Origin of the sequence: Staphylococcus sp. GDY8P45P (assembly GCF_017892745.1) — a bacterium.
In the GTDB taxonomy this organism is placed as follows: Bacteria; Bacillota; Bacilli; order Staphylococcales; family Staphylococcaceae; genus Staphylococcus; species Staphylococcus cohnii.
The window spans coordinates 201966-223734 of record NZ_JAESLS010000005.1 but is presented as its reverse complement, the minus strand read 5'-3'; the positions used below and the strand labels follow the sequence as shown (position 1 = coordinate 223734).

19 protein-coding genes and 1 tRNA gene are annotated in these 21769 nt (G+C 33.2%); 1 reads left to right on the top strand and 19 read right to left on the bottom strand.

The features are described from left to right. Positions 1-193: 193 nt before the first annotated feature. The 13 genes from KA873_RS04560 to zapA form a co-directional block, all read right to left on the bottom strand. Positions 194-267, bottom strand: a tRNA-Arg gene (locus tag KA873_RS04560). Positions 268-542: 275 nt separating this feature from the next. Further along, a complete protein-coding gene (locus KA873_RS04555) occupies positions 543-1052 on the bottom strand; it encodes a YfcE family phosphodiesterase (RefSeq protein WP_107504524.1) in 510 nt (169 codons plus the stop codon). Continuing rightward, positions 1052-1633, bottom strand: a complete 582-nt coding sequence (locus KA873_RS04550) for an XTP/dITP diphosphatase (RefSeq protein ID WP_107383707.1) — start codon at positions 1631-1633, stop codon at positions 1052-1054. The genes KA873_RS04555 and KA873_RS04550 overlap by 1 nt, the downstream gene beginning before the upstream one ends. Positions 1634-1648: 15 nt before the next feature. Beyond that, a complete protein-coding gene (racE, locus tag KA873_RS04545) occupies positions 1649-2443 on the bottom strand; it encodes a glutamate racemase (protein ID WP_107504525.1) in 795 nt (264 codons plus the stop codon). A gap of 257 nt (positions 2444-2700) precedes the next feature. Further along, positions 2701-3525 (bottom strand): succinate dehydrogenase iron-sulfur subunit, encoded by an 825-nt coding sequence (sdhB, locus tag KA873_RS04540; RefSeq protein WP_107383705.1) that lies wholly within the window; start codon positions 3523-3525, stop codon positions 2701-2703. Between the two features lies 1 nt (position 3526). Beyond that, on the bottom strand, positions 3527-5290 hold the full coding sequence (gene sdhA, locus KA873_RS04535) for a succinate dehydrogenase flavoprotein subunit (RefSeq protein WP_107383704.1): 1764 nt from the start codon (positions 5288-5290) through the stop codon (positions 3527-3529). Positions 5291-5330: 40 nt separating this feature from the next. Continuing rightward, positions 5331-5942, bottom strand: a complete 612-nt coding sequence (locus KA873_RS04530; protein ID WP_107504526.1) for a succinate dehydrogenase cytochrome b558 subunit — start codon at positions 5940-5942, stop codon at positions 5331-5333. Between the two features lie 337 nt (positions 5943-6279). After that, the gene (uvrC, locus tag KA873_RS04525) at positions 6280-8064 is read right to left on the bottom strand and encodes an excinuclease ABC subunit UvrC (RefSeq protein ID WP_107504527.1); all 1785 of its coding nucleotides are present in this window, start codon (positions 8062-8064) and stop codon (positions 6280-6282) included. A 496-nt stretch (positions 8065-8560) separates the two neighbouring features. Continuing rightward, positions 8561-8875, bottom strand: coding sequence for a thioredoxin (gene trxA, locus KA873_RS04520; protein WP_019469293.1), 315 nt, complete (start codon positions 8873-8875; stop codon positions 8561-8563). Positions 8876-8956: 81 nt separating this feature from the next. After that, positions 8957-11305 carry an endonuclease MutS2 gene (locus KA873_RS04515; RefSeq protein WP_107504528.1) on the bottom strand — a complete coding sequence of 783 codons (2349 nt, stop codon included), beginning with the start codon at positions 11303-11305 and terminating at the stop codon, positions 8957-8959. 9 nt (positions 11306-11314) lie between these two features. Beyond that, positions 11315-13027 (bottom strand): DNA polymerase/3'-5' exonuclease PolX, encoded by a 1713-nt coding sequence (polX, locus tag KA873_RS04510; RefSeq protein WP_107504529.1) that lies wholly within the window; start codon positions 13025-13027, stop codon positions 11315-11317. Between the two features lie 111 nt (positions 13028-13138). Beyond that, on the bottom strand, positions 13139-13660 hold the full coding sequence (locus KA873_RS04505) for a CvpA family protein (RefSeq protein ID WP_107504530.1): 522 nt from the start codon (positions 13658-13660) through the stop codon (positions 13139-13141). Beyond that, positions 13660-13926 carry a cell division protein ZapA gene (gene zapA, locus KA873_RS04500; protein WP_019469289.1) on the bottom strand — a complete coding sequence of 89 codons (267 nt, stop codon included), beginning with the start codon at positions 13924-13926 and terminating at the stop codon, positions 13660-13662. The genes KA873_RS04505 and zapA overlap by 1 nt, the downstream gene beginning before the upstream one ends. A gap of 300 nt (positions 13927-14226) precedes the next feature. Here zapA and rnhC point away from each other — a divergent pair, with 300 nt between their 5' ends. After that, positions 14227-15165, top strand: a complete 939-nt coding sequence (rnhC, locus tag KA873_RS04495; protein ID WP_107504531.1) for a ribonuclease HIII — start codon at positions 14227-14229, stop codon at positions 15163-15165. A gap of 88 nt (positions 15166-15253) precedes the next feature. Here the strand turns inward: rnhC and pheT are convergent, their stop codons facing one another. From pheT to KA873_RS04465, 6 genes are all read right to left on the bottom strand, one after another. Next, on the bottom strand, positions 15254-17656 hold the full coding sequence (gene pheT / locus KA873_RS04490; protein ID WP_107504532.1) for a phenylalanine--tRNA ligase subunit beta: 2403 nt from the start codon (positions 17654-17656) through the stop codon (positions 15254-15256). After that, complete coding sequence (gene pheS, locus KA873_RS04485; protein ID WP_107386411.1) at positions 17656-18714, bottom strand: phenylalanine--tRNA ligase subunit alpha; 1059 nt, start codon at positions 18712-18714, stop codon at positions 17656-17658. The genes pheT and pheS overlap by 1 nt, the downstream gene beginning before the upstream one ends. A gap of 327 nt (positions 18715-19041) precedes the next feature. Further along, the gene (locus KA873_RS04480; RefSeq protein ID WP_107504533.1) at positions 19042-19782 is read right to left on the bottom strand and encodes a TrmH family RNA methyltransferase; all 741 of its coding nucleotides are present in this window, start codon (positions 19780-19782) and stop codon (positions 19042-19044) included. A gap of 17 nt (positions 19783-19799) precedes the next feature. Beyond that, a complete protein-coding gene (locus KA873_RS04475; protein ID WP_107504534.1) occupies positions 19800-20744 on the bottom strand; it encodes a M23 family metallopeptidase in 945 nt (314 codons plus the stop codon). A gap of 124 nt (positions 20745-20868) precedes the next feature. After that, a complete protein-coding gene (gene rpmF, locus KA873_RS04470) occupies positions 20869-21042 on the bottom strand; it encodes a 50S ribosomal protein L32 (protein WP_019469283.1) in 174 nt (57 codons plus the stop codon). An 81-nt stretch (positions 21043-21123) separates the two neighbouring features. After that, on the bottom strand, positions 21124-21660 hold the full coding sequence (locus KA873_RS04465; RefSeq protein WP_107384385.1) for a YceD family protein: 537 nt from the start codon (positions 21658-21660) through the stop codon (positions 21124-21126). Positions 21661-21769: the final 109 nt, after the last annotated feature.

Below are 21769 nucleotides of genomic sequence, written 5' to 3'. Positions count from 1 at the left end.
AATTTCATCTGTAAACCTACTTTTGCAATGTGCTGATTAACTATATTATGACTTTAATAAACAGTATGTTTGTATCCACTATGTGTGTCAACTATATGTAAATAAAATTTAAAGCAAAATAAAAAGACTGCTGATATATCAGCAATCTAGTCAGTAAATGCATAAATTAATTTATGTATTTTAACGCTTTTAGTGTCCTGGGAGGGATTCGAACCCCCGACCGATGGCTTAGAAGGCCATTGCTCTATCCAGCTGAGCTACCAGGACATTATCTTTTGAACACAAGAATAATTATATCTAACTTGCACTGATAAAGCAATACTCTATCCCTTAAAAATAAATATGATTTTTCACTATTGTAAACTTTTTATCATAATATTGCTAATTTATTTAAATTCTTTAAATTGAGAAATTCATTAACGTTAGCGTTATTTTTACAACTTTATAACGCTTAATTATTTGTTGCATCTAACTATTTATAGAAATAAGAGGATGAAGCTACGATTAAATTGTTTCTAAACGTAGCTAGACCCTTCGTCTTTTTAAATTGTAAAGTTTTCACTGCTGATGATTTCATGATTTCGATTACGGAAATTTAAAATCGTATCTAAACTCGTATCATCAATAAGCAATTCTGCATATGTTTCTTCAATATTACTTCTCGACTGTGAAATACTACCTGGATTTATCACATGCACACCATTTATTGCTTCATGTTTAGCAACATGTGTATGTCCATAAAAGGCAAATTTGCAGTCTGCTGCTTTTGCTTGTTCTGCTAAAGGTATTCTTGTACGATTCACTTGATATAAATGGCCATGAGTTAAAAATGCATTGATACCATTTATATTAAGTGTTTGTTCATTTGGAAACTCAGGGTAAAAATCGGTATTTCCTTTTACTCTATAAAAATGACTGAGTTCACTATCATCATAAGCAAATTCAGAGTCACCTAAATGAATAGCAGCATCTACATGCTCATGTTGATTTATAATATCAAACAACACACCTTGTTCGGTATGATTATCACTAACTATAATCCATTTCGACATTATTGATCACCTTCTAGGTATTGTTGTAGTTGTTCTATTGCTTTACCTCTATGACTAATTTGCCCTTTTTCTTCAGCAGTTAACTGTGCCATTGTTTTATTTTTGTCTTCTACGAAAAAGATAGGATCATATCCAAAGCCATGTTCACCAATTTTATTTAATGTGATTTCTCCTTGTACAGTTCCTTTAAACTGTACTGTATCTTCACCTGGTGCGCTCATGCTAATAACGCAAACAAATTGTGCACTACGGTCGGTTTCATCACCTAATTTAGTTAAAAGTTTTTCAATATTTGCATTATCATCTTTAGTTTCGCCAGCATAGCGAGCTGAATATATACCAGGTTCACCATCTAACGCAAAAACTTCCAATCCACTATCATCAGCAATAACACGTTTATTTAATGCTTGCGCAGCTGCTTCAGATTTTAGTTTTGCATTTTCTTCAAAAGTGTCACCCGTTTCCTCAACATCAAAACCTTCGATGAGTTCTGATATACCTATAACATTATAATCAGGAAAAATAACTCTAAAATCGTTTATTTTTCCTTTATTATTTGATGCAATAACAATATCTTCCATTATTTACGCCTCACTTTAAACTTCTATTTTTTCAACTGTTGCTTTCATATTTAACCACTCATCAATAATGCGTTCAATATGTTCTGTTTCTCCTGTAGCAAAAAATTTATGTTCGGGTTGCTTTTTATAACCTGCATGCTCGTTACTGAACGTTAATAATGCACTCACTTCTCTCGCTGTTTCTAAACCAGATGAAATAACTACTTTTTCTCCGTGAAAGTAATCATTAATTGGCTGATACAGTAATGGATAATGCGTACATCCTAAAATAACTGTATCTGCTTTGCTGTTTCTCCACTGTTTTAATGTTTGATGTATAACAATACTCGTAATCGTTGGATCTTTGTATCTCATTTGTTCTACAAGTGGAACAAAGCCTGGGCATGCAACTCCAGATACTTCTACATTTGGATTAATTTGCTTAATATGATGCCTATAGGCCTCTGATTTAATCGTACCTTCTGTACCTAATATTAAAACATTTTGATTTTTTGTTGTCATAATGGCTGTTCTAGCACCTGGTTCTATAACACCAATAACAGGTATCGCTAATGAATTTTGTAAATGTTTTAATGCGACTGCCGTTGCAGTATTACACGCAATCACTAACATCTTGATATCAAACGTCATGAGCTTTTCAGCTAATTCTGTAGTAAATTGTCTTACCTCCGAAGCTTCTCTTGGCCCATAAGGACAACGTTTTATATCTCCTAAATAGTAGATTGTTTCATTTGGTAATTGGCGCATGATTTCTTTAGCTACTGTTAAACCTCCAACGCCAGAGTCAATAACTCCAATTGGTTTCTCCATATATTGTTCATCCTTATATATTTACTTGTCTTTTATTGTAGCATAGCTGTGTTTTCAAAATCATTTTACAAGAACTAAATTTCTAAATAACTGGCATTTCAGATATTAACTTTACAACGGCAGTGATTTAAACGTATTTAATATGAAAAGTACTTTTACTAAACGTCTAATCATGATGTTAAATTTATATCTATACCATATTTCATAAAAAAACTGTCAACAAAGTTAGTACTTTGTTGACAGTCTTAATATATATATTAATTTACTTGGTGGTCTGAACCAAAGAATGATTTAAACATATGGAAAGAAGTTTCACGGTTTAATGCTGCAATTGATGTCGTTAGAGGAATACCTTTAGGACATGCGTTAACACAGTTTTGTGAGTTACCACACTCTTGTAAACCACCTGCACCCATCAATGCATTTAAACGTTCATCTTTAGTCATTGAACCTGTTGGGTGTAAGTTAAACAATCTAACTTGTGAAATAGCTTGTGCACCAACAAAGTCGTTATTTCTTGTAACGTTTGGACAAACTTCTAAACATACACCACATGTCATACATTTAGATAATTCATATGCTGTTTGACGTTTTTTCTCTGGCATACGAGGCCCTGGTCCAAGATCATACGTACCATCAATCGGTACCCATGCTTTCATACGTTTCAAGTTATCAAACATTCTACTACGATCAACTTGTAAGTCACGAACCACTGGGAATGTACTCATTGGCTCTAATTTAATTGGTTGTTCTAATTGGTCAACAATTGCTGTACAAGATTGTCTCGCTTTGCCGTTGATAACCATAGAACAAGCACCACAAACTTCTTCTAAACAGTTCATATCCCAAATAACAGGTGTTGTTTTCTCACCTTTACTATTAACCGGATTACGTCTAATTTCCATTAAACAAGCAATAACATTTAAATTCTCTTTATAAGGAATTTCAAACTCTTCCTCATAAGGTTTAGATTCTGCATCATCTTGTCGTTTAATGATAAATTTAATTGTTTTTTGATTTTGTTGTTGGCTTTGTTGTTCGTTTTGCGCTTGAGTTTCATTTACTTCTTTAGTATCTGCCATTTTATTTACCTCCTTTAGAACTACTTGAATAGTCACGTTTACGAGGTGGGATTAAACTTACATCTACTGGTTCGTATGTAAATTTAGGCGGTTCTGTTTTTCCTTGATATGATGCTAAAGTCGTTTTCAACCATTCTTCGTCGTTTCTCTCAGGGAATTCAGGTTTATAATGTGCCCCACGAGTCTCATTTCGGTTGTATGCACCGATTGTAATTACACGTGCTAGTACTAACATATTCCATAATTGACGAGTAAAGAAGACTGCTTGGTTACTCCATGTTTGCGTATCTTCAATGTCAATATCTTGATAACGTTCCATCAATTCTAGGATTTTCTTATCTGTTTCCAATAATGCTTTATTATCACGTACAACAGTAACGTTTGCTGTCATAACTTCACCAAGTTCTCTATGAAGTTTATATGCATTTTCTGTACCATTCATATTCAATAAATTATCGAATTTTTCTTGTTCTTCTTTAACACGTTTTTCATAAATGCTGTCGTCCAAATCAGTATATGATTTTTCAATATTTGCAACATATTCAATTGCATTTGGTCCTGCAACTGTTCCGCCGTAAATAGCAGATAACAATGAATTAGCACCTAAACGGTTACCACCATGTTGTGAGAAATCACACTCACCTGCTGCAAATAAGCCTTTGATATTTGTCATTTGATCATAATCTACATAAAGGCCACCCATTGAATAGTGGACTGCTGGGAAGATTTTCATTGGTACTTTTCTTGGATCGTCACCAGTGAATTTTTCATAAATTTCAATGATGCCACCTAATTTGACATCCAATTCATGCGGATCTTTATGAGAAAGATCAAGGTATACCATGTTTTCACCGTTAATGCCTAATTTTTGATTAACACATACATCAAAAATTTCACGTGTTGCAATATCACGAGGTACTAAGTTACCATAATCTGGATATTTCTCTTCTAAGAAGTACCATGGTTTACCATCTTTGTATGTCCAAATACGTCCACCTTCACCACGAGCCGATTCACTCATTAATCGTAGTTTGTCATCACCAGGGATTGCTGTTGGATGAATTTGAATAAACTCACCATTTGCATAAATTGCTCCTTGTTGGTAAACGATTGATGCGGCAGAACCAGTATTAATCATTGAGTTAGTTGTTTTACCAAATATAATACCTGGACCACCAGTTGCCATAATAACTGCATCTGAACCAAATGATTTTATTTCAGAAGATGTCATATCTTGAGCCACAATACCTCTGGCCATATTGTCATCATCTTTGACAATACCTAAGAATTCCCATCCTTCATATTTTGTAACTAAACCATCCACTTCATAACTACGTACTTGTTCATCTAAGGCATACATTAATTGTTGTCCAGTTGTTGCTCCAGCATATGCCGTTCTGTGATACATCGTACCACCAAAGCGACGGAAATCTAGCAAGCCTTCATTCGTTCTATTAAACATTACACCCATACGATCAAGTAAATGTATAATATTTGGCGCTTCTTCTGCCATTGCTTTTACTGGTGGCTGATTCGCTAAGAAATCTCCACCATAAACTGTGTCATCAAAGTGAACAGCAGGTGAGTCACCTTCACCTTTCGTATTGATTGCTCCGTTTATGCCACCTTGTGCACATACGGAATGTGAACGTTTAACAGGCACTAATGAGAACAAGTCAACGTGTGCGCCTTGTTCTGCTGCTTTAATTGTTGACATCAGACCGGCAAGTCCTCCACCGACAACAATAATTTTCTTCTCTGCCATAAATAGTCACTCCCCTAAATATATCTGAAACATTTTTAAATTATACGAACGCAAGAATAGCACTTATTCCGATATACGAAACTACGATAAATACAACAAGTGATACCCATGTAAAAATCTGTTGTGATCTTTTAGATTGTAAAACACCCCATGTAACTAAAAATGACCATAAGCCATTTGCGAAGTGGAATGTTACAGAAAGTAAACAAATGATATAGAAAATTAACCAACCTGGATTAGATACAATATCATGTACCATATCAAAGTTTATTTCATGACCTAATGCACGCTGAATACGTGTTTGCCATAAATGTATAGCAACAAAAATAAACGTTACAATACCTGTAATACGTTGCAATAAGAACATCCAATTTCTAAATTGAGAGTAATGTCCTACGTTTTCTTTTGCCGTAAAGGCAATATGTACACCATATACCGCATGATATAGAATTGGAATGTAAATTACGATAAACTCCAATGCAATCAAGAATGGTAAAGATTCCATAAATCCAGCAGCCTTGTTAAACGCCTCAACGCCTTTTGTAGCTTGGTGGTTAACAAGTAGATGCACTAATAAGAATCCACCTATCGGTATTACGCCTAACAAAGAATGTAAGCGTCTTAAATAGAATTGATTTTTCGAATATGCCAAAAGGAAGTCCCCCCTGTGAAACAATTAATTTTTTGGTATCCTTTTTTTAAAGTATAAATGTGATGATACTTATCAACTAAAACTAAACAACAACATGTTATGCAATCGCTTTATATTTATAGCAATATAAACTTCAACATGTATGTATAAAACAATGAAGTAATACCCCTAGTTGAATTTAACAATTGTTTTATTATTTAGATTTAAGTGATAATTTTTCTCAATTAGTAAACGCTTCCATATACTTTTAAAAAAAGAATTCCTGTTATTTGCTATTGTAACACTAATTCATAAAATTTTGGGCATGAGAATGATTCTCATGCCATATTCTTTTTTTCTATTTGTTATATAGTGCGTGATGAAGATTCTCAGCGACTTTTTGAGGTAAACCAGAAGACTTTAGATCTTCGATACTTGCCTCTTTCATTTTCTTTATGGAGCCAAAAGTTCGTAATAGTTTTGTTTTGCGTTTAGAACCTATACCATCTACGGTATCTAAAACTGATTGTAAACCAGTTTTCTGGCGTGTTTGTCTATGAAACGTAATTGCAAATCTATGAACTTCATCTTGTATTCTTTGAAGTAAATAAAACGCTTGGCTATTTTTTTTCAAAGGTACAATCTCTGCACTTTCACCATACAGAATCTCTGAGGTTTGGTGTTTATCATTTTTACGTAGCCCAGCAACTGGTATATCCAAACCTAATTCATTTTCAAGCACATCGATTACTCCGTTCATATGACCTTTACCACCATCGACGATGATTAAGTCTGGTAATGGTGTACCTTCATTTAAAACACGTGTATAACGTCTACGCACAACTTCTCTCATCGATTTATAATCATCTGGGCCATCCACCGTTTTAATTTTATATTTACGGTATCCTTTTTTATTAGGTTTGCCATCAACAAATGAAACCATAGCTGAAACAGGGTGTACACCTTGTATGTTTGAATTGTCAAAAGCTTCAATACGAATAGGCGTTTGAATCCCCATATGATCCCCTAATTCTTCAATTGCCTTCACGGTACGTGATTCATCTTTAGCAATGAGTTCAAATTTATTCTCTAGCGTAACTTCAGCATTATGATTCGCTAAATCAATCATTTCTTTTTTCTTACCTTTAATGGGTTGGACTATTTTCGTATCTACTACCGATTGAATGATGTCTTTGTTTAAATTTTTAGGAATATGGACTTCTTTAGGAAGAATGTGTTGATTTAAATCATAAAATTGACCTATAAAAGTATAAAATTCTTCTTCTTCTGTTTGTTGCAATGGAATCATAGTTGCATCTCGCTTAATCATATTCCCTTGTCTAATGAAAAACACTTGAATACACATCCAACCTTTTGACACACTATACCCAAAAACATCTCTTATAGTATTATCCGAAGTTGTAATTTTTTGTTTTTTAGTTAAATTGTGAATATGTTGTATTAAATCCCTGTACTCTTTTGCTCTTTCAAAGTCTAGTGCTTCACTCGCTTCATTCATTTTTTGTTCTAAGTTATTCAATATTGTTTTATCTTCGCCATTTAAAAAGTCAGTAATTTCTTTAGTCATTTCAGCATATTTATTTAAATCTACTGGGTAAACACAAGGACCTAAACATTGGCCAATATGGTAATACAGACACAATTTATCGGGCATTTTATCACACTTTCTAAATGGATAAATTCTATCTAATAACTTTTTTGTCTCTTGTGCTGAATATGCATTAGGATAAGGCCCAAAATATTTTCCTGTTCCTTTTTTAACTGTACGTGTCACAATTAACCGAGGGTATTTTTCTTTAGTGATTTTAATAAAAGGGTAACTTTTATCGTCTTTCAGCAAAATGTTATATCTCGGTTGATATTGTTTAATCAAATTAAGTTCGAGCAATAATGATTCTGTTTCACTCGAAGTTACAATATATTCGAAGTTTCTAATTTCTGAAACGAGCCGTGTCGTTTTAGCATCATGTGCACCTGTAAAATAAGATCTTAATCTATTTCTTAATTTTTTAGCCTTGCCGACATAAATAATTTGATCATTTCGATCTTTCATTAAATAGCAACCCGGTTCAGTGGGTACGACCGTTAATTTTTGTTTAATATCTTCTTGGTAATTTTCCACTTTAGTCCCCCCTTTCTTGTAAAAATATATTGCTAAAATAAGATATATATCATTTGCATCACAGTTGTATAACGTTGAAAGCTTATTCGCAAATATAAAATTTCAATTCTAATATTCATTATAGAATATACATTATCATTAAACCAAAGTATTCGTTTGAACATGAAATATGTGGCCAGTAAAAAATTTTAAACATTATATATAAAGCACCTTAATCTATAAAGTGCTGGGGCATCAAAATATTTTAAACACTGAAGCTTTTTCATAAACCAAATTTAGAGGATAAGCGACGTTGAATAATATAGGGTGTGGATATGCAGTCAATTTTAGTTATGAAGATAATGCAAATTCGCATTTTTATACCAATGCTATAAATAATCAGAATGTAGGCCTAGCTCTATAAAAATCATAAAAACTACGATTTCAGACAAACTAACAAAAATCACAGAAAAAACCTGAGACAATCATTGATGTCCCAGGTCGTTTCGTTGTGCTTTTATAAGTGTTTCTCAATTACTTCTGCTAAGTTTTCTTTAGGTTGGAAGCCTACAACTTTATCGACAGGTTCACCATCTTTAAATAAGATTAAAGTCGGGATACTCATTACTTCAAATTTAGCAGCTGTTGACGGATTTTCATCTACATCAAGTTTTAAAATATTAGCTTTTCCATCATAATCACCAGCTAATTCTTCTAATACTGGAGCAATCATCTTACATGGGCCACACCATGTTGCCCAAAAATCTACTAAATTGACACCTGATTGAATATTTTCATCAAAGTTTGAATCTGTTACTTTTACGATTGCCATAACTGCCAATCCTCCTTAAATTTCAAATGATGAAGAAATTATAACAGACTTTGTACAAATCTGCATACCTCTTGCTCACATTTATTTCAATTCTGCAACGGTCACGCCAAATCCACCTTCACTTGGCATGCCGTTCCTATATGATGACACATTTTTATGTTGTTTTAAATGTTTTTGCACACCTTTTTGAAGTGCACCTGTTCCTTTACCATGAATAATATAAACTTGTTCATAATTACTTAATACAGCTTGGTCTAAATATTGATCAACCGCAACCATTGCTTCATCATAGCGGTAGCCACGTAAATCAAGTTCCATTTTAATACTTTGACGATTTTCACGTTTAACCATTTTAGAAGGTGCTTCTTTCGTCTTTTGTGTTTTTTCTAAGTCACTGGTTGGTAATTTCATTTTAATGATGCCCATTTGAACAACCGCTTCATTATCATCTAGTAATTCTAATATTTCACCTTTTTGCCCATATGTCAGAACTTTTACTTCATCGCCAACTTTAATTTCATCCCATTTTTTCTTTTCGACGTTTTGCTTTATTGACTTAGCTTCATATTGATCATCCAGCTGTTTCTTTTTATTGATAAGCTCATGTTCTTTTACATCAGCACCTTTTTTATCTCTAAGTTCGCGTAATTCTTTAATGATCTCATCTGCTTCTTGGGTAGCGGCTTTCACGCGTTGATTGGCTTTTTCTTTGGCTTCACTCATTAATTGTTTCTCTTGATTACGATATTTATCATATTCTTTTTCAAGTTCATCATGTGTTTCTTGAGCTTCTCTTAATAGACCATCTAATTCAATTCTCTGTTCGTCTACACGTTTAGAATTTTTTTCTAATGAAGCAATCATTTCATTTATTTCTTGCTCATCCTGTCCTATCATTGCTTTCGCGTTTTGAATCACTTTCATATTGAGTCCTAATTTTTTTGAAATATCAAAAGCATTAGAACGTCCCGGTACACCCATGAGCAATTTATATGTTGGGCTTAATGTATTAACATCAAACTCTACGCTAGCATTCATCACACCTGATCTATTGTAACTGTATGCTTTAAGTTCAGGGTAATGCGTTGTCGCCATTACTAATGAACCTATTTCATGAACATGATCTAAGATGCTCATCGCTAAAGCAGCACCTTCACTTGGATCTGTCCCAGCACCTAGTTCATCAAAAAGAATCAAACTATTTTTTGTTGTATGCTGTAAGATTTCAACAATATTTTTCATGTGTGAGGAAAAAGTTGAAAGTGATTGTTCAATAGATTGCTCATCTCCGATATCACAATAAACGTTTTCAAAAATGCTTAGTTTACTACCGTCTAAAGTAGGTATCAACATCCCTGATTGTGCCATCAAAATAACGAGTCCGAGGGTTTTTAGTGTTACAGTTTTACCCCCTGTATTAGGACCGGTGATGATCACAGTTTCAATATCGTCTGCAAATTCAATCGTATTTGCTACAACGGTATCTCTATCTAATAAAGGATGAAATGCTTTGGGTAAATAAACCGTTCGCTCACTGGTAAACTCAGGTTTCGTTCCTTTGATTGATCGTGCATAACGTGCTTTAGCGGTTAAAAAGTCAATTTGACCCATAATATTTTCTGAAATTAAACAAGCGTCTGCTTCAGCCGCTACATACCCCGTTAACTCAGTTAAAATACGTTCACGTTCAGCCGCTTCATCATTTCTTAGACGACTAATTTGATTATTCATTTCAACGATAGACGAAGGTTCAATGTAAAGTGTTTGCCCAGAAGCTGATTGATCATGAACGATGCCATTAAAATCTTGACGATATTCTGCTTTTACTGGAATAACATTGCGCTCATTACGTACCGTTATAATAGCATCTGACAACTTTTTCTGATTAGCTTGACGCTTAACAATTTTGTCTAAGTTTTGTTTTATTCGTTGAGTCGTACCAGAAATTTTACTCCGGATACCTTGTAATTCGTAACTAGCGTTATCGAACAAGTCATTAGCGTCACATTTTTGATGGATATTTTGATACAACTCTGAAAGGACAGGTAATTGTTCCATCCTATCGTGAAGAATAGCATAATTCACTACTTCTTCTTCTTCTAATAAATTATTATAAAATGTCTTATATTGATTTTGAATTTGAATTAAACGTTTAATTGCATTAAGTTCTTTAACACTTAATACACCACCGATGGTCGCTCTATGAATCAGTGATGAAATCTTAGATAATCCACTCAAACTGGGTAAACGGTGTTTATTATATATTTGAGCAATTTCATCCGTTTCATTCATTTGAAATTCGACAGTTTGAAAATCAGTTGCTGGTACCATTTCAACGACTTTCTCTCTACCTAAGTCACTCATGGTTTCTTTTTCAACAAGTGCTTTTATTTTATCGAATTCTAAGACATTTAATGATTTCTGTCTCATATAATCCCTCTATTTCTTCAATTTTATATTATTTTCAATAAATGTTTTAAAGGATGCTCTATCCATTGTATTAATCACGCTTTCTTTTTTTACAAAACCTTTTTGTGCAGTAGCTATACCATATTTCATAAATTCTAAGTGATCTACGTGATGAGCATCAGTATTAATCGTTAATTTAACATTAGGATGTTTTTTAACGATATCTGCATTTAAATCTAAGCGTTTAGGGTTCGCATTGATTTCTAAAATAGTATTTGTTTCTTCTGCGATTTCACATAATTTATCAATATCAGGTTCATAACCTGCACGTTTACCTATGATACGTCCTGTTGGATGTGCAATATGACGGACATAAGGATTACGACATGCTTGTTCTAGTCGATACATAATATCTTCTTGAGATTGGTTGAAACTTTGATGTATCGCTGCGATGACATAATCTAACTGTGCTAATATTTCATCATCATAGTCTAAACGGCCATCAGGTAAAATGTCCATTTCAATGCCTGAATATATATCAATTTCATCATATTTTTCGTTTAACGCTTTAATCTCTTCATTTTGTCGCAACAACCGCTCAACAGAAAGTCCATTGGCGACTTTTAAACTTTGAGAATGATCTGTAATAACCATAAACTGATAACCTTTTGCGATGTTTGCTTCAATCATATCTTCAATACTAAAAGCACCATCACTATATGTTGTATGCATATGAATATCACCATTGATATCATTGATATTGATAATATCTGTTAAGTCTTTGTCAAATTCGCTACCATCTTCACGTAGTGCAGGTTCAATCCAATTCACTCCAAAGTGATTATAAATCTCTTGTTCACTGCTATATTGAATTAGTGCGCCGTTCTCTTTTTCTATACCATATTCACTAACTTTTTCATTGTTTTCTTTTGCCAATTGACGGATTCGAATATTATGATCTTTTGAACCTGTAAAATGCTGTAGTGTATGGTAAAAAGCAGATGGCTCGATTAATCTAAAATCTACGCCAATAGTTTCGTCATCATAAGTTAACTCTAATGACACTTTTGTTGCTCCAACTGCCACTTCTTTAACCTTATTGGGAATTTTTAATAAAGCTTTTTGAACTTCTAAAGGTTGATTCGTGCTTATAATATAATCTAAGTCTTTACTCATTTCTTTAAAGCGACGGAAACTCCCTGCAACTTCATATTTTTCTACCGTCTCAATCGATGATAAATAATCACTAATTTCTATATTTAGTCCTCTCATTTGATCAATTGGATAACGCTCTTTTTTTGCTCCTAATGCTTTTACTGCTTCAAGAATATTCTTTTCAGTTTTCTTAGCGAATCCACTTAATTCACTTACTTTTCCTTCTTCACATGCTTTTTGCAACGCTTCTTTCCCATCAATATTAAGTGCTTTATATAATTTCGCTATTTTTTTGCTACCGAGACCTTGTATTTTAAGCAAAGGAATTAACCCTTCTGGCACCTCTTCTTGTAATGTTGCTAAAGTCGTAGAATTACCTGTTTCTCTATATTCATTGATTACGTCTCCTACACCCTTACCAATCCCTTTTAATTCTGTAACATCTTCGATTTGGTCTAAAGGCCGTTCATCTATTTCTAAACTTTGAGCTGCTTTTCTATAAGCTGAAATTTTGAATGTGTTTTCGCCTTTTATTTCCATATACACCGCAATTTTTTCTAATAATTGAATAATTTCTTTTTTAGTCATTTGTTTCACTCCATAGAAAAAGGCCAAGACAGCATCACCAAACTATTTTGGTATTTCAGTTATGCCTTGACCCCCTAGTTTTTTAAATCTATAAATTTCACATCAATATCTTTATAGTTGTGTGATAAACATTGAGATAAATGGAATATGTAATAATATATGTTCTGTTATAATCGAATGAGAAAGTTGTTGTTGTATCGTCACATTAGGATAAATTGCACAACTATATAACAAAATAGCATTAATGATTAACGATGGAATAACACTTAAAATCATACCACATAGTCTGCTCGTAATATTTGGTAGCTTTTGTTTAAGCGTATAATCAAATATAACAATAATGCCATAACATATTACTTTTGTAATCAGAGCAATCGTTACAAAGGCGACAATATGCTCAAAACGTTGTTGCAAATTATCAAATTGAAATGCAAAATTCATATCGTAAGCACGTGTCTTTGGATATGGGACAAATAACTCCAAGCGTCGTGCTATTTGTAAATAATATCGTTGAGCCATCCACAAAGCAAAAATTGTTGCGCTCAAATGTATAGCTGATAACCACACGCCTCTTCTAAAGCCAATGATGCCAATATATATAAAGATGACAGCTATCACTATATCAATAATCATTAATCTTCACTATGTTTCAATTGATTTATTTCTTGTCTTAAACGATCATTTTCTTCTTCTACTTGGACTTTTTCATGCATGATATTAACTGCAGTAAGAATGGCTTTTCTAGTTGTGTCTAAACCCGCACTTTTACTTGCTAACTCTTTGAGTCTTTCATCTACCAAATGTGCTACATAACGGATATGCTCAGGATTATCTTCTCCAACGATTGTATAATGTTGATCATTTATAGTTACATTAATCCGATTTTTAAACTCACCCATATAATAACTCCTGACTTCTGTATTTTATTTCTAATCTAAATGTTTTACTTTATTTATATTTATATGTTGGTAATTTATAATATTTATTACGAACTATTATACACGACAAGATATTTTTTTGTAAGAGGTGGGAATTGTTCTATTTGAAATATTTAATGATTATAAAACAATGGTTTTAATTCACATTCATTAAAGTCATATTGCTAGTTATATCATAAATAGCTTACTTATTTAAATTTATGATATGATATGCATTGTTAAATTTTAAAATACGTTATACGAACAAAGAGAGGTCACTAAATGACTAATATAGTACATAAATTAACAAATTCAGAGATACAACAATTAATGACTAAAATCAATTTTGATACAACTAATCTTTCACAAGGTATGAAAGCACGTACAAAGCATCGCAATACTGCGATTACGATATATAATTCTAATAAAGTAATGTTTCAAGGTAAAGATGCTGAAGCTGTAGCAAACGCTATATTACCTAATAAATCAGCATCTCCCAAAAACAAAACAAAACATGGTAGTACCAAACAAACTAAACAGCACATCTCCTATAATCAATTTCAATGTATCGGTAGTGACGAGGCAGGCAGCGGTGATTACTTTGGACCACTAACAGTTTGTGCAGCTTATGTATCAGAAAAAGACGCTCAAATCTTAAAAACACTTGGAGTAGACGACTCTAAAAGACTTACTGACCCTAAAATTATAGAAATTGCTGAACAAATTATAACTTTCATCCCACATTCTTTATTAACAATGCATAATGAAAAATACAACGAGAAACAAAAAGCCGGTTGGTCTCAAGTTAAAATGAAAGCAGTTTTGCATAACGAAGCAATTAAAAATGTCGTTGCAAAAATTGACACAGACGAACTTGACTATATCGTTATTGATCAATTTGCTGAACCTGGCGTATATAAAAGATATGCACTTGGCGAACTGCCGTTTGAAAATAAGACAAAATTTGAAACGAAAGGTGAATCAAAATCCATAGCAATTGCTGCCGCTAGTATTATTTCACGTTATGCCTTTGTGAAAAATATGGATCAACTTTCAAAATACGCAAAAGTTAAATTACCTAAAGGCGCCAGTAATAAAGTGGATTTGGCCGCTGCAAAAATCATTGATAAAAAAGGTGTCCATTATTTAGATACCATGACCAAAAAACATTTTGCTAACAGAACAAAAGCTTTAAATTTAATAAATAAAAAGCAACAATAAACGCTTTTTTGTAAATCATAACGTTACTAATGCAAAATAAAGCCTTGAATCATCGCAACATGCGACATAGATTCAAGGCTTTATTATATTATCTAATCGTTGCACCTTCTGCTTGTAAGGCTTCTAAAATACGATCATGTACTTCATTTACTTTATCATCTGTAAGTGTTTGTTTTGTATCTAAATATGATAAACGAAGTGCAATTGATTTTTCATCTTCTGCCACATGTTCACCTTCATAAACGTCAAAGACTTCCGTTTTTTGTAAAATGTCGCCACCGTTATTTTTAATCACATTAACGATTTGGGCTGATGGCGTTGCACGATTAATGACTAGTGCAATATCTCTTGATACACCAGGGAATCTTGGTATTGGTTGATAATTAATGTAACCTACTGAAACTAACATCAACTTATCGTAATTAAGTTCAAATACATAAGTTTGTTTTAAATCATAATCATTTTCAGTTTGCGGATGTAACTCCCCTACGAATCCAACGATTTCATTATTTAATTTAACCAATGCAGTTCTACCAGGGTGTAATCCAGTTATTTCACCAGCTTCATATTCAAATTGAATGTCTAAAATTTCTGCAATACGTTCAACGATACCTTTTGCTACAAAGAAATCAATTGCTTCCTTTTTACTTTGCCAAGTATTAACAGCATAATCTCCTGTTAATATACCGCTTAAATATTCTACCTCGTCTGGCAATTGATCTTCCTCATTGCCGAAGAATACACGCCCTAATTCATATAGCGCAACATGATGATTACTTCGAGCTACATTATAAGACACATCATCAATGAGATGAGGAATCAAACTCTGTCTCAAAGTAGCATGTGCTTCACTCATAGGCATCAGCAATGATATCGTTGAGCGATCTTGCAGTGCAAAATCAGTTGCACGTGCTTTATCTACAAGTGAGTAATTAATCGCTTGGCTTAAACCGGCACCTTCTAATGTCGCTTTTACTATTCTTGTTTTTGCTTGTCTATCATTTAATGTACCCGGTGTTACATGTTCAAACACAGGTAACGTTGAAGGAATTTCATCATAACCATATATTCGAGCAATTTCTTCGATTAGGTCTTCTTTGATTGTAATATCTTTACGACGAGACGGAACCATTACTGTCAATGAATTACCTTCTAGTGTTGTTTCAAAGCCTAGTTGAACAAAAATCGCTTCAATTTCTTCTCTCGATAAATCAAAACCAATCGTTTTGTTTACTTTTTCAACAGTAATTTCAATTGGAGTAACAAATTGGCCAAGGTCGCCTGCAGCTACACGATCTTGTACCACCGTTCCACTCGCATATTGTTGTAGCAAATAACAAGCTCTGTCTACCGCTTCGTCTACAAATTCTGTTGCAATACCCTTTTCAAATCGACTTGAAGCTTCACTACGCAAATTTAAACGTCGGGAAGTGTGTCTAATTGAAACTGGGTCGAAAATTGCACCTTCGATGATGACATTTGTGGTATTTTCAGTCACTTCTGAGAAATCGCCGCCCATAACACCAGCAATTGCAATAGGACTATCACCATTAGTAATAACAATATCACTTTCTTTTAATGTTCTCTCTTGATCATCTAGTGTTGTCATTTTTTCTTCTGCTTTGGCTTGGCGCACTTCTATTTGATCAGAGCCGATGTGGTCTTTATCAAACATATGCAGTGGTTGACCATATTCTAATAATACATAATTTGAAATATCTACAACATTATTTATTGGTCGAATACCTGCTTTAATCAATCTCATTTGCATCCATTCTGGTGATGGTTGGATTTTAACATTTTTCACTATTCTAGCACTGTAGTATGGTACCTTGTCTTGGTTTTGAACACTAATACTTAATTCATCAGTGGCTTGTTCGTTCGTTGTCTCGCATTGTGTTTCTGGTTTTTTCAATGGCATATTATAAAGTGCAGCTGTTTCATAAGCTGTACCTATCATACTTAATGCATCTGCTCTATTTGGTGTTAAATCAAATTCCATAACTTGATCATTTAAATATAAAGCCGTAAGGGCGTCTGTTCCAGGTTTGACATCTGAGGTAAATACATATATACCTTCTTCAAATTGTTTAGGAACTAGATTTGAGGAAATACCAATTTCTTGTAATGAACAAATCATTCCTTCTGAACGTTCACCTCGTAATTTTGCTCTTTTGATTTTTATTCCCCCAGGTAAACGTCCACCTACAGTTGCCACAATGACACTCTGCCCTGCATCTACATTAGGTGCACCACAAACAATTTGCACTGGTGCTTCTTCACCTATATCAACTTGACATAAACTTAGTTTATCTGCATCTGGATGCGGTGCTTTAGATTGAATATATCCAACCACTAAATTTTTAATGTCTTTTGTGTAATCAATAATATCATCTACTTCAATACCTGTGCGTGTAATTTTTTCTGCTAGAACATTGACAGGTTGATTAATTTCTACAAATGTCTCTAACCATTCTTTTGAAATAAACATTATAACTCACCTCTATCTTCTACTGCTTTAAATTGGTCTAAGAAACGCACATCATTCGTATAGAAATGACGTATATCTTCAATACCATACTTGAGCATCGCAATTCTATCTGGTCCCATACCAAAAGCAAATCCTGTATATTTCGTTGCATCAAATCCAGCCATTTCTAGTACATTCGGGTGAACCATACCTGCCCCTAAAATTTCTATCCAACCCGTTTGTTTACAGACATTGCATCCCTCGCCACCACATTTAAAACAAGAAACATCAACTTCTACAGATGGTTCAGTAAATGGGAAGTAACTTGGACGAAGACGAATTTCTCTGTCTTCACCAAATAATTGTTTGGCTAACAACTCTAATGTCCCTTTCAAATCACTCATTTGAATATTTTCGTCTACAACTAAACCTTCAATTTGCGTAAATTGATGACTGTGTGTTGCATCGTCAGAATCACGTCTATAAACTTTACCGGGACATAATATTTTCACTGGTCCTTGACCATTACGTTGTTCCATTGTTCTCGCTTGAACTGGTGACGTATGTGTGCGCATTAAAATATCTTCTGTAATATAAAAACTATCTTGCATATCTCTCGCTGGGTGAGATTTTGGTAAATTTAATGCTTCAAAATTGTAATAATCTTTTTCAACTTCATATCCATCAACAATTTCATAGCCCAATCCTAAAAATAAATCTTCAATTTCTTCAATCGTTCTTGTTAAAGGATGCTTAGCACCTATTGAAATTTTACGGCTAGGCAACGTTACATCAATTTTTTCTTCTTTTAACTGTTGTTCTAATTTTGCATTTGCTAAAACCTCTCGACGGGATTCAATCTCACCCTCGATCGTTTGTCTCACTTCATTTACTTTTTGGCCATATGCTGGTTTCTCTTCGTTTGATAATTCTTTCATATGTTTCATCAAACCAGTCACAGAACCTTTTTTACCTAGATATTTGACTTTGACATCTTGTAACTCTTTTTCATTTTGAGCTTCATTTATATCAACTAATGCTTGTTGTTTAATCTCAGACATTGCCTCTGTTTGTGCCATACTTTGCCTCCTATTTAAGATCTATATTTTCAAATAAACAATAAATGCATACAAAAAAGCTTTCATCCCTTAAAACTGGGACGAAAGCTTTCCGTGGTACCACCCAAATTTATGCACACGCATACACTTGTAATCTTTGATAACGGAAATGATTTCCGACTTAAATTTCTTTAAGTAACCAAAAAGATGAAAAAAACCAATTACAGCGGATTATCTTTCAGTCTATGAATAATCTCCCTTGAACAACTGTCTCAATTAGTTTACGTCTTTTTATAGGTTAATATTTTTCATTGATATTTGTATTATATACGAAGTTCATTCAAAGGGTCAACCTTTGAGATGATACAATAATATGCTACCAGCTATGGCAACATTTAAACTTTCGGCTTGCCCATATATGGGAATGTTTAAATTCTGAGTCGTTTGTGTTAATAAATTAGGGTGGACACCTTCTCCCTCATTTCCAAGGAGCAGCGCAAATTTTTCTTGATGTTCCATTTGATTATAAGGGATAGCGTTCTCTAATGCTGTACCATAAACATTTCCATTAAAACCATCTATAAATTCACTTAAATCTCTAGTGATAATAGGAATATGAAAAACACTACCTTGACTTGCACGTAGTACTTTATCTTGATATGGATCTGCGGTTCCTTTTTCTAGCACGATTAAATCAATACCTGCCGCATCCGCAGTACGTATTAATGTCCCCATATTACCTGGATCTTGGATACGATCTAACAGTAGTACTTGCTGGTATGCGCGTTCCTCATAATGTACTTTTTCTATAATCGCAAAGAATCCTTGTGGTGTTACCGTACCAGACAATGACTCCGCAACTTTTATATTTATTTCATATACTTCTTCTGCATCATTCACTAATTGCTCATCTAGTCTATCGATATCAATTGCGAATAATTGTAATATTTTTATATTACTCTTATATGCTTCATCAATTAAGTGTACACCTTCGATAAGTACATGACCTGTTTTATCTCTTTCACGTTTCTTTTTTAATTTATTTGCACTTTTAATTTTATTATTTTGTGCAGAAGTTATCATTTCCATAATATAGCCTCTTTATTTCAATTTTTAAATATATGCCTAATATTAGAACTTAATTGCTTACATCTTCTAGCTAAGTCAAATTGATTTTCTATAATAATACTGTCTCCACTATAACTTACCATATCACCTTTTTCAGGCAAAACGTTATCTAGTAACCTAATCTTATAAGTTTTGGCGAATTGTGGGTTGCTTTGATTCATAATTTGAAAATGTATGTGCGGTTCCATTGTGTTACCCGAATTTCCTACTCGTGCAATTAATTGCCCACGTCTTATATAATCTCCAACATTCACTTCAAATGTGTCTGGTTTAAGATGTGCTATCATACTATACTCTTTGCTTGTATGTTTAATTATGATGTAATTCCCTTCAGGGTGTTTCATATTATTTTCACCCGGTGGTGCATCTGGTATTCCGTCTACAATGTCTATTACAACGCCATTTGCTGGTGCAATCACACTTTGACCATAACTATAATAACTTTCACAGCTATTAGGATTGCCCTGATAAGTAAGATGATCCTTCACAAAAACTAAATCTAATGCATGACTTTGATTTTTGTATGAGTAATGATGGTTTAAAAGTTCATTTTCTCCGCCAGCGTAAACAAACCAACTGTTTAGAACTGGTATCGTATACCTTAATTTCGTTTCTTTATGCCTGTTTGCCAAGTTGATAGGCATAAGAACGAAACCAATAATTTCATGATATTTATTTAAAGTCACACTAATACCAGATGTTTGCTTTACATCCAACCATATGTATTCTTCTTTATAATTGAGTTGTATGTGTTTATATAATATATTTTTATGCCTAATTGTATTATAAGATTTCAATAATCTTTCTAATTCGTGATAGGAAGAAATTTCTTGGAAATAATCACTAAACTGATTATATAACCATTCGCTATCACTTTTTTCTATTTTTTCTAAAATTACTTGTGCATTTATTTCAATCATCATTTACACAACCCATCAATTGTATATAGCATTAGTATTATAAAATAAAAAATCGCTCAAAAATTATTATATGAATAATTAATGAACGATTAATCTCGGCTATACATTAGCCTTTAAATAAATGAAATTATTTAGATACAACTTCTTCACCTTTGTATGAACCACAGTTCTTACAAACACGGTGAGATAATTTGTATTCACCACAATTTGGGCATTCTGTCATACCAGGTACTGAAATTTTAAAATGAGTACGACGTTTATTTTTTCTTGTTTTTGACGTTCTTCTTTTTGGTACTGCCATGATATATCCTCCTTATATTCATACATTACTAAATTATTTTCAGACTCAATAATCTATTATACTATAAATTATTTAAATCCGCTATTGCTCTTCGTCATATAATTGTTGTAGTTTTTGAAGCCTAGGATCGATTTGCTCAGTTTCCTCTTCTTCAGCAAGCTCAACCGCTTGTTCCTCGTCAATAACTTCCCAACCATTACCTTCACGTAACATCTGATCGCTATTATTTGCAAAAGCACGCATTGGCTTTTCTATAATAACAAGTTCTTCAGCAATATCTTTTAGATTAATCATGCCGTCTGTGGCATCATGATAATGCTCATCTTCCTCGTCATCACTTATATACTCGTTACCTTCTAAATCAAAAATTTCTTGTGATTTTATATCAATAGGAACTTCGACTGGTACTAACGTACGGGCACATGCCATCGTATAGGTTCCAGTTATATGCATATCTGCAATGACTTCATTTGATTTGACAGTTAGTTCACCCTCAACATCAATATCAGATAGATCTATTAAATCTAATGATTTTACTAAATGATCAAAATTCACCGTTTGATGGAACTCAAATGGTTTATCTTGGAATTTTCTTAATTGTGTTATTGACCATTTCATATGGCTTCACCTCTAACAAGCACAAAATTTATTTTAACTTTATAGATAAAAGTTGTCAAGATTTTTTCTTAACACAAATTAATCTGATACAATATCTATAATGAATTCT

What these genes read in the sequence shown, in the direction of transcription:
- KA873_RS04555 (WP_107504524.1), bottom strand. Translation starts at nt 1,052, where the DNA reads ATGTCGAAATGGATTATAGTTAGTGATAATCATACCGAACAAGGTGTG.
- KA873_RS04550 (WP_107383707.1), bottom strand. Translation starts at nt 1,633, where the DNA reads ATGGAAGATATTGTTATTGCATCAAATAATAAAGGAAAAATAAACGAT.
- racE (WP_107504525.1), bottom strand. Translation starts at nt 2,443, where the DNA reads ATGGAGAAACCAATTGGAGTTATTGACTCTGGCGTTGGAGGTTTAACA.
- sdhB (WP_107383705.1), bottom strand. Translation starts at nt 3,525, where the DNA reads ATGGCAGATACTAAAGAAGTAAATGAAACTCAAGCGCAAAACGAACAA.
- sdhA (WP_107383704.1), bottom strand. Translation starts at nt 5,290, where the DNA reads ATGGCAGAGAAGAAAATTATTGTTGTCGGTGGAGGACTTGCCGGTCTG.
- trxA (WP_019469293.1), bottom strand. Translation starts at nt 8,875, where the DNA reads ATGGCAATCGTAAAAGTAACAGATTCAAACTTTGATGAAAATATTCAA.
- KA873_RS04515 (WP_107504528.1), bottom strand. Translation starts at nt 11,305, where the DNA reads ATGAGACAGAAATCATTAAATGTCTTAGAATTCGATAAAATAAAAGCA.
- polX (WP_107504529.1), bottom strand. Translation starts at nt 13,027, where the DNA reads ATGACTAAAAAAGAAATTATTCAATTATTAGAAAAAATTGCGGTGTAT.
- KA873_RS04505 (WP_107504530.1), bottom strand. Translation starts at nt 13,660, where the DNA reads ATGATTATTGATATAGTGATAGCTGTCATCTTTATATATATTGGCATC.
- zapA (WP_019469289.1), bottom strand. Translation starts at nt 13,926, where the DNA reads ATGGGTGAGTTTAAAAATCGGATTAATGTAACTATAAATGATCAACAT.
- rnhC (WP_107504531.1), top strand. Translation starts at nt 14,227, where the DNA reads ATGACTAATATAGTACATAAATTAACAAATTCAGAGATACAACAATTA.
- pheT (WP_107504532.1), bottom strand. Translation starts at nt 17,656, where the DNA reads ATGTTTATTTCAAAAGAATGGTTAGAGACATTTGTAGAAATTAATCAA.
- pheS (WP_107386411.1), bottom strand. Translation starts at nt 18,714, where the DNA reads ATGGCACAAACAGAGGCAATGTCTGAGATTAAACAACAAGCATTAGTT.
- KA873_RS04480 (WP_107504533.1), bottom strand. Translation starts at nt 19,782, where the DNA reads ATGGAAATGATAACTTCTGCACAAAATAATAAAATTAAAAGTGCAAAT.
- KA873_RS04475 (WP_107504534.1), bottom strand. Translation starts at nt 20,744, where the DNA reads ATGATGATTGAAATAAATGCACAAGTAATTTTAGAAAAAATAGAAAAA.
- rpmF (WP_019469283.1), bottom strand. Translation starts at nt 21,042, where the DNA reads ATGGCAGTACCAAAAAGAAGAACGTCAAAAACAAGAAAAAATAAACGT.
- KA873_RS04465 (WP_107384385.1), bottom strand. Translation starts at nt 21,660, where the DNA reads ATGAAATGGTCAATAACACAATTAAGAAAATTCCAAGATAAACCATTT.